The sequence below is a fragment of the uncultured Anaerobiospirillum sp. genome, assembly GCF_902485895.1.
Taxonomy (GTDB): Bacteria; Pseudomonadota; Gammaproteobacteria; order Enterobacterales; family Succinivibrionaceae; genus Anaerobiospirillum; species Anaerobiospirillum succiniciproducens.
The window spans coordinates 111370-124882 of sequence record NZ_CABTML010000067.1; the positions used below are offsets into that span (position 1 = coordinate 111370).

Annotated in this window: 7 protein-coding genes and 3 tRNA genes; 7 read left to right on the plus strand and 3 right to left on the minus strand. The window is 42.9% G+C overall.

From position 1 onward, the window contains the following. Positions 1-293: 293 nt before the first annotated feature. Both RDO37_RS05560 and RDO37_RS05565 read left to right on the plus strand, forming a co-directional pair. Complete coding sequence (locus tag RDO37_RS05560; protein WP_156907516.1) at positions 294-881, plus strand: hypothetical protein; 588 nt, start codon at positions 294-296, stop codon at positions 879-881. Positions 882-1512: 631 nt separating this feature from the next. After that, the gene (locus RDO37_RS05565) at positions 1513-2442 is read left to right on the plus strand and encodes a site-specific tyrosine recombinase (protein ID WP_281710732.1); all 930 of its coding nucleotides are present in this window, start codon (positions 1513-1515) and stop codon (positions 2440-2442) included. Between the two features lie 312 nt (positions 2443-2754). Here RDO37_RS05565 and sstT read toward each other — a convergent pair whose 3' ends face one another. Then, positions 2755-4005: a serine/threonine transporter SstT gene (gene sstT / locus RDO37_RS05570; RefSeq protein WP_308498392.1), complete on the minus strand. Its 1251-nt coding sequence runs from the start codon at positions 4003-4005 to the stop codon at positions 2755-2757. Positions 4006-4913: 908 nt separating this feature from the next. Here sstT and RDO37_RS05575 point away from each other — a divergent pair. Next, positions 4914-5828: a hypothetical protein gene (locus tag RDO37_RS05575; RefSeq protein ID WP_303073660.1), complete on the plus strand. Its 915-nt coding sequence runs from the start codon at positions 4914-4916 to the stop codon at positions 5826-5828. 146 nt (positions 5829-5974) lie between these two features. Here the strand turns inward: RDO37_RS05575 and RDO37_RS05580 are convergent, their stop codons facing one another. Further along, positions 5975-6805, minus strand: coding sequence for a sulfite exporter TauE/SafE family protein (locus RDO37_RS05580; RefSeq protein WP_308498389.1), 831 nt, complete (start codon positions 6803-6805; stop codon positions 5975-5977). A gap of 400 nt (positions 6806-7205) precedes the next feature. Here RDO37_RS05580 and RDO37_RS05585 point away from each other — a divergent pair. The 4 genes from RDO37_RS05585 (at position 7206) to RDO37_RS05600 (ending at position 12872) form a co-directional block, all read left to right on the plus strand. Beyond that, a tRNA-Arg gene (locus tag RDO37_RS05585) sits at positions 7206-7282 on the plus strand. 34 nt (positions 7283-7316) lie between these two features. Next, positions 7317-7392: transfer RNA gene (locus RDO37_RS05590), tRNA-His, on the plus strand. A gap of 26 nt (positions 7393-7418) precedes the next feature. Then, a tRNA-Leu gene (locus RDO37_RS05595) sits at positions 7419-7502 on the plus strand. A 378-nt stretch (positions 7503-7880) separates the two neighbouring features. Further along, complete coding sequence (locus RDO37_RS05600) at positions 7881-12872, plus strand: SNF2-related protein (protein ID WP_308498390.1); 4992 nt, start codon at positions 7881-7883, stop codon at positions 12870-12872. Between the two features lie 341 nt (positions 12873-13213). Here RDO37_RS05600 and RDO37_RS05605 read toward each other — a convergent pair. After that, a partial coding sequence (locus RDO37_RS05605; RefSeq protein ID WP_308498391.1) for an addiction module antidote protein occupies positions 13214-13513 on the minus strand: 300 nt, incomplete at its 5' end.

Here is a 13513-nt window from a genome sequence, read left to right on the forward strand (position 1 = left end):
AGCTAGTGTGTAGTTCTTAAGTTTGTGTTCTCAGAAAGTAATCATGATATTAGATGTTATGGTTTTGGGAGCTCTTGAAATTTGAGGGTTTAAAACTCTATTAGAGCGTGACTTTACACTAGCATGGGAGTAGTCAACATTCGATACCATGCGTATCAAAACGATTTGCCATAGAACACTGTTTCTCAATGTAAGGGCATTGAGATTTGGCAAGTCACAGCTTTTGAGTATGGATTGCAATGCATGTATACATTTATGTATACAGCGAAAGAAGATTATTGGTCGGGTGAAAAGTGAATAAAGTTAAGCAGGCATTAGTGTTTTTAGGGATAATTCCAGCAGCTATGCTGTTTACTGCATGTTCATCACAAGATGATAGCAGCTCTCTTAGTAAGAATAAGGGGTACTCTGAGTTAGTAACTAAGGCAGAAGAGGGCGCTTTAGATAATCCTTTATTTAGAGGTCGTGCTATCTACTTACGCGGTGAGATGAATGACTATGGTGTTCAATCAGCCTACCGTTTACGTAAGTTTAAAGAAGACACTTATTGCACTGTAGCTCCTTTACGTTCGGACTGGGCTCCTTATCGTTTTAAGTTTGCTGATGCTGAGTGGAGCAATGGTACTAACTTTGGTTATGCCGAACCTCCTGCAGTATTACGTCAAGGCTCAGGTCGTGCTCGCTTAAACCCAACTTCTCGTTTTGAAGAACTGCGTTATGTACCACAAGAGGATGGTATTTACCGTTTCTGCGTGATCTATGATGGCTCGGTACCGTACGCAACTGTAACTTTATTAGAGGATGGCAAACTCACCACTATGGATGAGGTCATCAAGGAAGAAATTAATCGTAACTTTGCAATTGACGATACCGTCAAATAATTTTGAAAGCTAAAGCTTAGGATTATCCAGAGCTTTAGCTCTTCATTTCTACCTCTTAACGCAACTAAATTACTTGATACATCATTGGTGTGTTGTGTAAGTAAAATTGAGTAGATATGTTAGACTATTTTGCTTAGTCTCGTTCACTCAGTTTTGGTTACAGAGTTGAACAGCAAGAAGGTCTTTAAGCTTTGCCTAGCTTAGTTTGAGCTCATACAACATAATAGAATTTGTATGGAATAGCATAGCTAGCTAGGGTTAAAGAAAAGCAGATGTTTTGAGTGATTTAGTGACTTTTATGTTAAATCGCGTTGATTTGTTATAACGATTCACTAGATAATGATTAGTTAGATATCAAACAATAAGGGGTAGGAACTTGACTAGGTGTCCAAAGATAGCTCTTATTCACATGCACTTATAAATCTTAGAGTCTTATCTTGATGGACAGTGCTTTTATGCAAAAGCAGTCAAATGAACCTTCTTGTATCTTATATTTTGAAAGAGCTTATATGACAGGTAGCTCTATGGGTGATAGTGACTAGCTGTTAGCACACGCTTGCTTGATCCTAAGCGGCCATATGAGCGTTGCGACAAGCCACAGCAGTGACTATTGCCTACTCAGGAAATGCTTATGATAAGTAAACAGCAAAAATTGGAGATTCTATCGGCGGTTGCCGATTATCTCAGTGTTGATAAGGGCTTCTCCGAAAACACTGTGATCTCCTATTGCCGTGATCTAAAGATCTTCTTTGCTTATCTAGAGAAAATCGATGGAGACTTAATTAACTTTACCGAAGATAACGTACGTGACTTTATGAAAGTGCGTACACAAATGGGTATCTCTGCACTCTCCATTCGCCGCTCTCTAGCCTCACTCATGGCATTGATACGTTACTATCATGCCGAGGAAATGCGAAGCGATGATCCAATAGCCAATATTGAGAGGCCAAAACGCAGCCGTAACCTGCCCAAGGTTATGTCAGAACAGACAGTTGAAATGTTCTTAAATGCCCCAGATATCGAGACCTTTATTGGTCTGCGCGACAGGGCTATGCTAGAACTGCTCTACTCTTGCGGTTTGCGTGTTACCGAGCTTTGCAATCTCAAGTTTGCCGATCTGCACTTAAGTGAATCCTACATTATCATTCGTGGTAAGGGTGAAACTGAGCGCATGATTCCTATGACTAAGATTTGCGCATCTTGGATTGAGGCTTATATCAAGAAAGGCCGCATGCTTAAAGATCCACACTTTAAGTGCCATTACGTCTTCTTGTCTACTAAGACCATCAATGATGTACCTAAGCCAATGAGCCGTATTTCTTTCTGGTTTAGAATCAAGTACTACTCTGAGCAATTAGGTATTGAGAGCGCTCCGTCGCCACATACTTTCCGCCACGCTTTTGCAACCCATCTGTTAAACCACGATGCTGACTTACGTTCATTGCAGATGCTGCTTGGTCACAAGTCGCTAACTACCACACAGATCTATACTCATGTTGCTTTAGCTAGAATGCACTCAAGTTATGAGGCAGCTCATCCGCGTGCCAAGGCAGAGAACTAATACTACTTTAGTGTAGTAAAAAGTAAGCACATTGCTTATAACGAAGTTTGACATGTACTATCGCCAATAGCGATATGACTTTGCTTTAGTTGCATGCTACATACAAAAAACGCAGTTGCCCTCAAAAGCCACTGCGTTTTTTGTTGGGGCGCAGTTGCTGTTTGGAGCCACTGCGTTTTTTGTTGGAGCCTTTTACAAGATTTTGGCTGCTTAAGTTAATCAAGCAGCCATGCTATTAGCTCTAATGTAGGCACTTAAATGCCCTACAAAAGCAAGTTTAAGTGCGCACTGCATGAGTGGCTCTTGAAAAGCTTAGTCTTTCTTAATTGGGTCTTCAAAGTCTGCTGGAACTTCAATCTGACGGCATGCAACAGCGGTGAATACAACGTCAGATGAAGAGTTTAAGGCAGTCTCGGTTGAGTCCTGAATTACACCGATAATAAAACCGATACCCACAACCTGCATAGCAATGTCATTGCTAATACCGAAGATAGAGCAAGCAAGTGGGATGAGCATTAAAGAGCCACCAGCAATACCAGAAGTACCGCAAGCACACAGCACAGAGGCGATACACATTAATAAGGCAGAGGCAAAGTCAACCTCGATACCTAAGGTACGTACTGCAGCCATAGTCATGATAACGATGGTAACAGCAGCACCGGACATATTGATGGTACAGCCAAGTGGAATAGAAATAGAGTAGGTGTCCTTTGGCAGCTTGAGGCGCTCGCACAGAGCTAAGTTCATTGGGATGTTAGCTGCAGAAGAACGGGTGAAGAATGCAGTTACCGCACTTTGAGTGATGGACTTAAACACTAGTGGATATGGATTCTTGCGACAGATGATGAAAGCCATCAGTGGGTTGAGCACGAAGGCGATGAGCAACATGGTAGCAACTAACACCAGCACTACTTGTAAGTAGTTGATAAGGTTGGCAAAACCACCAGGCTGGGTGCAGGAGTTGTAAACTAAGCCCATAACGCCAATTGGAGCAAAACGGATGATGATGCGTACTACACCAGCAACAGTCTGAGATAAGTCATCTAATACTAATTTGGTAGGCTCGTGAGCAACACGGAACATCAGACCAAAGGTGATACCCCAAACTAAGATCGCAACATAGTTACCACGTAATAAAGCATTAACTGGATTGTCTACAGCCTGCATTACGAAGTTTATGAGAACTTCAGAGATACCTTGTGGAGGAGCGATATCTTGAGCTGCATCAGCTAAGGTTGGGAAGGTAACAGGGAAGATGTAGGACATGGATAAAGCCAGTACGGAGGCCAAGATCATGGAGAAGAAATACACCACGATCACAGGCTTCATATTGGTCTTAGTGCCCTTGTTGTGACGTGCAATAGCTGAGGAAACCAGCACAAAAACTAAGAGTGGAGCAATGGCTTTTAAGGCGGATACGAAGAGGCTGCCTAAAGCTGGCATCACAGTAGTATCGTGCGGATAGATTAACGCAATGATGATACCTAAGATAAGGCCGATGATGACCTGCATGATGAAAGGAATTGCGTTAAAGAACCTAGCAATAGGATTGTTTGGGCTGATTGGCTCAAGCATGACAAAGTTCCCGTGTTGAGTTGCCGATAGCTAAGACATGGCACAGTTAATAAGCGCAGGCACCGACCTACCTAAACTTAGGTAGATAAAGTACTATCAGCTTTAGTGAATGTGCTATGTAAAGTGGCCAATTAGCTAGCAAAAATAAAAGATGCCAGGTGCTTTCTTGCACAAGCGCAAGCGAGCTTACAAAAATAAGCTAAAGTAAGCTAAAGCAAGCTTACACAAGTAAGCTAAAGTAAGCTTAGGCATCGGGCGCATAATCAGATCTTAGCAGCTGTAATTTATCAAGCATTAAAGCCTACAGAGCTAAGCTAGCTAAGTATTAAAGCCTAATACAGCTATCTTGTAATCAAGACGGTTGTAAAATGGCTTATATATGCCACTTCTGTCTCTTGTTAAGGCCGCTATTATAGCCCCAATAACATAAAAGTTAAATGTAGATCACGTCCTTTAACAAATATATTATGCGCATTGCGCACAGCGTAGCCATTCCTTAGCTTATTAGCCTTGGCTAATCTTTTATCGATATTTGTCCGACCACTGAGTTTGAGAAACGTCACAGCATTTGCTCTTCTCAAAATGGTTATAAAAGAGCAAACAATTTAATGAGCTTATCCCTTTAAGAGCGTGCTCATTAATCTTCTTGTGATGCATGAAATAGCACCACTTGCGTGCCATTGAGATGCATATAGTGGCGAATAAAAGAAAGTTTTGGCCTAGTGTGGTAACATTTGCACAGCAAGATCATCACATAACATGGTCATAATCATGGAAAATCCCTTATATATGCAGATGGTGCACAAAGGGGGGAGCTGTGATTTATAGTGTAATGTGGATGGCTTTGCAGGGGATGCCGAGGTCAGGCAAGAGCATCAATTGTTGGAGAAAAAGGCGTGCAACTAGGATATCGCTCAGTCTCATTTGATTTACATGGCAATGAGTATGTAGCGCTGCAAGGTGCAAATGATAAGTTTCTGGCTTTGCAGGGTTCTGTAAAGGCTAATAAGAAGCGTATTACACGACAGTTTAAGAGCACGCAGGTATTCCGTGATCTTGCGCCTAACCATATTCTTGAGGGTATTTCATTGAAGTCTGACAATGAATACACCTCTGCGGTATTTGCTTATCAGAATGTGGGTGAGTTCAAGAACTTCTTATCCGTAGTTGATCCGCACTTACAGTACGCTAACGGCAAGAAGCTAGGACGAGCCATTGCACTTATCCATCAGGATACCCTGACTGGTCCACAAAAAGATAAGGCCGAAGCTCGTCGTGATGTAGTTCATGAGAAGCTGACCTCTTATCTAACTAAGGGTCCACGTTTCAATCACGAAACCCCAATTTTATCTGCCATCATCGATCGTATTGATGGTCTGGGCGATTACAAGCTTACCCGCCGTTATGGTGGCTTACGCTTAGATAACGTCTTTTTAACCGACACTGGTAACATCATCTTAAAGCCGTCAGCTAGCTATGGTTTTGGTGATGCTATTGAGGATTTAGTGCTTTTTGAGTGTGAAGACGCTGGAGCCATGCCTTGTGCCGTTGCTGGTGTGATTGACGGTTATTTTGGTGGCGTTACTGTCCCTGCTAATTTCTGGGTGGGTTTTGCTATTTATAGCGCTATTTACTCTTTAACCCGCTGCTCCGAGCACTCGCGTAAATCTAAAGAAGAACAGGCACGTATGGTGGCTCAGTCTAAGCGCATTATGCAGGATTTTGAGGGCTTTACTCGTCCAATTCCACGTTGGTATCGCTCTAATATCGTTAAAAAGGCACGTGCTGAGGTTAAGCGTTTAGGCATTTAATCTACGCTTGCAATGCACTAAACAAAAGGGCCGGTCTAGTTAATAAGACCGGCCCTTTTGTTATTTATGCTGCTTTGTTTTTAATCTGCAGCTACGGCCCAAAAATGAATGCTTCGCGGCAAGTGGCGCTGCTTAATTATTTTACTTTAGCTAATGCCAGTTACGATCATACGTACGGACACGATGAACATGGCAACAGCAAAGATACGCTTGAGGGTAACTGGGCTGATTCTCTTGCCGATGGATACGCCAAATGGAGCAGTCAGCACGGATAAAGGAATAACACAAGCTGCAGCTAATAAGCTGACATAGCCAATGGTAAACATTGGGGCATTGTCAGGAGTTGAGCCAGTTAAGAACAGTACGATAGCACCAGGTACAGCTACGAATAAAGAAACGGCTGATGAGGTGCCGATAGAGCGATGTGGTTCTTCACCGCAAGCATTGAGCACAGGAACAGTAAGGGTACCACCGCCAATGCCGAGCATTACAGACAAGAATGAGATGCAAAAGGCAATAATGCGCTGAATGAAGTTGTTTGGCATATGGTCAAGCATTGGTTTTGCTTTAGCGCGGAAGAAAGTATTGAGCGCATTTAAGATCATGATGCTGCCAAACAAAATAGCCAGCCATTTACCGCCATAGAATGAAGATATTAAAGAGCCAGTTAGCACGCCTAATAACATGCCTGGAGCCCATACCTTGATAGTGTTGAGGTTGGTATTGCCGCGTTTATATTGGGCAATTGCCGCCGTAATCGAGGTGGGGATCATACAGGTAAGAGAGGTGCCAGTGGCCAAGACCATAGCAACGTCTGGACTTACATGAAAGACGCTCATAAAGACATAGAAGAAGACTGGCACAAAGATAATGCCACCACCAATGCCCAAAAGTCCTGCAAAGAAACCAGCTAGAAGGCCACAGCTAGCTAGCACTCCCACGGTCATAATAATTTGTGACCATTCAAGTCCAAACATTTGTATCTCCATTCGACTAATACCTAGGCTGTCAAAAAGATAAGACAAGTTGCTCTAGGCACCAAAAACATTGCTTGTAATAAAGTTTACTCTCAAACCATAAAACTCGCACCTTTTGCCATAGCTTTGTTTATGAAAAGACCAGGCAAGGTAGCAAAAGGTAAAAGCTCGTGGCTATAAAGTGGGTGTAGAGGCAAAAAATTGGTAGCATTAAGTTTGTGACGGCTCCAATACCAAAGCCTAAAACAGGCTATAAATGGCATTTCTATGCTATTTTGTGGCGTGCTTATGGTTAGATTTGAAAATAATTTTACAAACTGTTGACAAGGTAGGTTCAAATCATTATCATATGCCTCCGTTGAGACGACAGGCTTATGCGTAGCTTGAAGTCACCTGCAGGGCGTCCTTAGCTCAGTTGGATAGAGCAACAGCCTTCTAAGCTGTGGGGCGAAGGTTCGACTCCTTCAGGACGCGCCATGCGTCAACAAAAATTGATTTCTAAATCTCTATGGTGGCTGTAGCTCAGTTGGTAGAGTCCCGGATTGTGATTCCGGTTGTCGTGGGTTCGAGCCCCATCAGCCACCCCATTTAACGATTTAGTAATCACCACTCTGCGGGAGTGGCGAAATTGGTAGACGCACAAGATTTAGGTTCTTGCGCCTTCGGTGTAAGGGTTCGAGTCCCTTCTCCCGCACCATCCATCAAGCTTCGGCTTGATTTTTTTTGCCTATACTCATAGATACAACATTATCAAGGCACAACACCTACCTCATTTACTTCATTCCATGGCTTATCTACGCCATTTTCTCCTAAATTATTTCTTTCTAGCCGCCGCACTCATCATAGCCTTATGGCATGCAATGCTCGTATTACTCGAATTATCCTTATGCGATAACTTTATCCTTTAGCTTGTCATGCGGGGGGGCTGTCCGGTATTTTCTCGATATGAATAAGCATTATGCTTATATGCCCTTGGCTATAAAAGATCTTGCATTTTGGTCAAATGGTCCTACATATGCTGTAAAATAACGGGTTCGTAGATTTAACAAAGTGCAATAAGTTTAAGGCTTTTGTTATGGCAAGAAAGCAGTATGGTACTACCTGGTGGGGTAAAAAGTGGCTCGACTCTTTAGAAGGTATCGATTTAGCTAATCGTATTCCTCGAGGGCTTACCTATGCTCGTACCGACAAGGTATTTGATGTTAAGGCCGATGTTAATACAGGCCGTATTACTGCCTGTGTAGTGGGTAGATTTCATCCATACTACAAAGTAACCTTAGCCTTTGATAGAGTGAGTGCTAAAGCTCGCGATCATTTTATTGATGCTTTAATTAGCGATTTGGCAGTGATTTCCCGTCTGTCTAATCGTGAGCTCGATCCTCGTATCTTTAAGATTGCACAAGAGAACGGCATTAAGCTTTTCCCAACTTCATGGCATGACATTGGGATGAAGTGCAATTGCCCTGATTACGCCATTCCTTGTAAGCATATTGCTGCTGTTATCTACGTTGTAAGCGAGCTTATCGATACCAATCCTTTTATCTTGTTTGACCTCATTGGCGTCAACTTAAAAGATGAGCTAGAAAAAAGAGGTATCTTCAACGACGATGCTACTGGTGTTGAGACTCCTGATATGGATGCACTCTACATCAAGGCTCTGTGCTTGCCAGGTGATATCGTCAAGATCGCTAAAAAGCTCGACTTCAATCTGAATTTATTAGCAGTATCACCAATGGATGCTGCCTCCTTATTCTTCTCAGATGACATCATTACTTACTCTGAAGATGTTGTGGTTTTAGATGAGAAGCTCAATAACGATCTTAAGAGCGTTGACTATCAAGAAGTTAAACTTAACGCCACTAAAAAAGAGATCGATGAGGCCCGTGAACGAGCTGCAAACCTCAATGCCGCCATTAGCGCTAAAAAGCAGGATATCCAAGATCTTGAGATCTCTTTGTCAGGCACAAAGAAAAGCGGAAGAGGTCGCCCATCGGCGAAAGCTCTTGCGATGACTGAGCGTCTGAGCGAGTTAAATTTAGAGCTTGAAGATGCACAAAAGAGCTTTACTCGCGAACAGTTACTTATTGAAAACAATAAGCATAAGTTGGAAACCTTAGTCTCTGAGATAGCTGCCCATGTACAAAGCTGCAAGTCTCGTCTGCAAGAATACAATCAGCACACTGCAGAGGTCTTGCGCCTTGGCTATGATCCAAGTCTGTTAGATGAGGCAGAAGCTGCGCTCTATCGTGAAGATAGAATCGAGCCAGCCTTACCTAGTGATGCTACTAAAGAAGCCCATGATGCCAATGAGAGCGCCTCATCAAATGAGGATTACATTAGCTTTGGCGATGAAGAAGGTGACAGCCTTGCTGATGCAGAGGCACAAAAGGCAGATGAGCAAATCTTAAAAGAACTGCCTGACTATGTGCGTCGTTATCAAGGCAGTATTAGCAGCTTAGCTATGCTTACTTATACCGAGATTCCAGAAATTGGCGACTCGCTTTTAAGTATGTATAACAACGATGCTAAAGGATTTACTCAAGGATCACTTAAAAGCTGGATTAGTGCCGCTTTAGAATGCGCCTCAGATTTAGCCTTTAAGCAGCTAAAGGATGTGCGTGAGCGCGAGGTGCTTATTTTCGATGAGCATCGCTTTAACCTTGATATGCAAAATGCCTTGGATATTGCGCATAACGGTACTAAGGATGATTTTGCGGCTTTATTTGGCAAAGTTCCTCTCTATGCTGACTTTATTCCAGCCTCTGAAAAAGATAGTGCTTCAGGCGATGAGGATAAGTCAAAACGTGGTCGCAAGAAGACGAATCGTTTTACTAAGACTGAGCTAAATAAACTTACACGTCTTATCGAAAAGAGCTCACAAAGCGTTCAAGACATGTATGCCCATCAGGGTATTGTACCTGCTAATCCATTTAGCGCACAGCCTATTGCTAAACATGGCTTCTTTGCCCGTCATCCGCTCTTTTGCCTCAATAACACTGGTCTTTTAGAGATCGTAAGTCCTATCTTAGTGAAGACTACTACTAAGAGTGGCACTATCCTTAGCAATGTTGCTGTAATGCCAGAGGACTTAGATGTTGATAAGATCCGTTCGCTAATCCATTGCCCTCAGCTTGGTGATCTCGACTTTGACTCAGTGAGCGCAACTGGCTTATATAACTTATTCTCAGGCTATATTCAAAATGAGAATATGCTCTCAAGCAAGGGCTCTGAGATCCACATTCTGTACTATCTGTGGTTCATTGCGACTACTTTAGTTAAAAAGCGTGCGATTATGCCGCAACTGTATCTAAGCGATCGTAATGATATGTACTGTCGCTGGGTACCAGCATCTTGCTCTGAAGAGATCGCCACCTTAGTAACTAAGGTAGGTTTAGCACTGCAAGGTTATGAGCATTTCTTATACAACCGCTTAGATCGCCGCTATTACTTAGATCCAAAGTTTTTAGGTGAAACCGTCTTATCGGCTTTCATTCAGTCATATGTAACCTTTGCATATGAGCTTGATAAGAAGCTGCCAAAGGACATTATTGACCTTAACTTTATCTTTGGACACGAAAGCATTGATATCAGATCTCATGAGATTGCTGAGAGTAGCTTACGTCTGCGTTTAGAGACTTATTTATCTGCAGTTTCAACTGACAAGCTGCAATATACTCCAGTACTGCGCTTTGTTGATCTGAGCAATTACAACAATTACGGCGGCACTATCTTTGGCAAACTCGAAAACGAGATTGCTCAAGCGGCTAATGAAAGCCATGAGAAAACCATTGCACGTTTGCAAGCTTATGCAGACAAGACAGGTGATGCCTCTTTAATTGAAGAGTATGAGCAGTCTTTTGAAGACGATGATACTTATTACGAAGATGATGATATGGACTATGGTTCATCATCTTTAGCCGATCGTGGTATTGGTATGGAATTAGGCTTCATTGGCTTTTCTAAAGAAAAGCTCATGGATCCAGATTACGAAGATCTCATTGATGAGACTGGCTTTGTATCTTTACATACCATCATTACCAATAGTCAGTTTGAGTCCATGCGCCAAGAGTGTTTGCGTACTTTAACTCGACTGTCTAGCCTTGCTCCATGCTTAGATGAGCTCTTTAGTTCTAAGTACAATGTAGCGATCGTGCCTATTGAGGATGTGTTCTCTACTATTAGCCAAGCACGCTCTACCCTCAAGCTCTTAGGCGTTAAGCTTGTTTTACCAAAGGCCCTGCAAAAGTTTGTCCTGCCTTCATCTACCATGGTGATGGATATGGATGACGATTCAGTCTTTGTTGCCCGTCCTTCATTCTTGAACTTAGCTGAAACTGTGTCTTTTGACTGGAGACTCTCTATTGGAGATCAAGTCATTAGTCAAGATCAGTTTAAGATGCTGCTTGCTAATGCTGGACAGATCGTGCGTTTTAACAATGAGTTTGTTTACGCCGATCCTGTGATCTTAAATGCTCTTGAGAATCAGACTTATCGTTCTATGAATGATATGTCACGTGCTCAAGCGCTCGAGGCTTTATTAACAGGCGAGCATGATGGTAGCACTGTAGTGTGCTCAGATAGGCTCAAGGAGAACTTAAGAAAGCTGCTTGAAGATCAGGATGTGAGTGCACCAGTTGGTCTTAACGCAACACTGCGTCCATATCAGCAACGTGGCTATGAGTGGATGATGCGTAATGCCCGCATTCAAGTAGGCTCCATCATCGCTGATGACATGGGTTTAGGTAAGACAGTTCAGGTAATTACCACCTTATTAAAGCTCAAAGAAGAGGGCAATATTAGTAAAGAGCGTCCTGCGTTAGTCATTGTGCCAACCTCGCTGATTACTAACTGGACTCGTGAAATTGCACAGTTTGCTCCTGATTTAAGTGTCAGTGCTTACTATGGAACAGCTCGTGGTAAGTTCTTTGGTGAGAGCGACGTGATCTTAACTTCCTACGGTACTGCAAGAAGCCGTATCAAGAAGTTAAATGAACATGAGTACTCAGCCTTAGTTATTGATGAGGCTCAGGCCATTAAGAACTTTACAGCGCAAATTAGTAAGGCCGTACGTACTATCAAGGCAGATACCTTTATTGCGATGTCAGGCACCCCAGTGGAGAACAGCCTGATGGAGTACTACTCCATTTTAGACTTCGTCAATCGTGGTCTGTTTGGTAGCACTACTGACTTTAAGAATAATTTTGCCTCCCCAATTGAAAAGGATCGTAATCAGCACGCTGTAGATCGCTTTAAGAAGTTAACTGCGCCATTTATCATGCGCCGTCTCAAGAGCGATAAGGCCATTATTTCAGACCTGCCTGAGAAGATGACCTCAGATCAGTACTGTGAGCTCACTCCAACTCAAGCAGCACTCTATCAGGCTGTGCTTGATGAGAAGATGAAGATCTTAGAGTCGAATAAGCTTGATCAAAACGCACGTAATCATACGATTTTAGCGCTGATCGCTAACTTAAAGGCTGTATGTAACTCACCTGCGCAGTTTGCCAAAGAAGATGATACCGTTAATCCTGAGGACTCAGGTAAGGTTGAGCGTCTTTACGAATTACTCGACAATATTATGGAGAGTAATGGCAAGGTCTTGGTCTTCACACAGTCAGTGCGTATGGGCAAGATTCTGCAAAACTTAATTGGTGCACGTTTTAACCATACTCCACAGTTCCTTTATGGCGGTCTATCACAAAAAGAGCGTATGGAAATTGTGGATAAGTTCCAAAACGACAGCTCCGAGCGCATCTTGCTCTTATCTTTAAGAGCTGCAGGTGTGGGTCTGAACCTTACTGCCGCTAACTTCGTTATCCACTATGATCTGTGGTGGAACCCAGCAGTTGAAAGTCAGGCTACTGACCGTGCCTATCGTATTGGACAAAATCGCACCGTTCAGGTTTATCGCTTCATCTGTGCTAATACCTTTGAGGAGCGCATTAATGAAATGATTAACTCTAAGCGCGACTTAGCCGATATGACGGTTGCTGCAGGTGAGAAGTGGATTGGCAGCATGTCCAATGCAGACCTGAATGCGCTGTTCTCTTTAAACACTGAAAAGTAATCAAATATAGTTCACGCACAAGCGCAAGAGTAAGCACACGCATAAGCTAGCACACGCATAAGCGTGTGCAGCGCAAGTGAAAGACAAGAGTAAGCGCAATAGTCAGCGCAAGTGCGTGCACTCAGTGCAGCTATGCCACGACGCTGTTAGCGTAGGCGGCATGTAGCAAGCACAAGTATGATTTTTTAGATGCGCCTACATTTAGGCGGGGAAATAGGCAGAGCTACCTTGAGGCACTAAAACGCCGCCCTTAAGTATGGGGAGTATCTTAGGCTGTGCTTGATATTTAGAGCTCTAGTGGATGCTGGGCTTTGGGTTTGCTATCTTAGCAAATTAGCAAATTAGCAAATTGGCTCGACAGCGATTTTTAAATTAAGGGCCTTGAGGGTCTTAATTAATGTGTCAAGTGTTGGGTTGCCTTCTTGATTTAAGCTTTGCTCTAACTGAGACTCGCTAAGATTGCTCAGTAATGCTACCTCTTTAATGCCACGGCCACGTGCAGCAATACCTAAAGCATTGGCAATGTGGTTAGCATCGTTGCTCTCTGACATTGGGGAGTTGTGTCTATAATTTAAGAATGGCATATAAAAGACAATTATCTTTTTATAGACCCAGCTGCTCAGTGCTATTAAGCTCTTAAA

Excerpts from the sequence above, each read along its gene's own strand:
- RDO37_RS05565 (WP_281710732.1), top strand. The coding sequence starts at position 1,513 with ATGATAAGTAAACAGCAAAAATTGGAGATTCTATCGGCGGTTGCCGAT.
- RDO37_RS05580 (WP_308498389.1), bottom strand. The coding sequence starts at position 6,805 with ATGTTTGGACTTGAATGGTCACAAATTATTATGACCGTGGGAGTGCTA.
- RDO37_RS05600 (WP_308498390.1), top strand. The coding sequence starts at position 7,881 with ATGGCAAGAAAGCAGTATGGTACTACCTGGTGGGGTAAAAAGTGGCTC.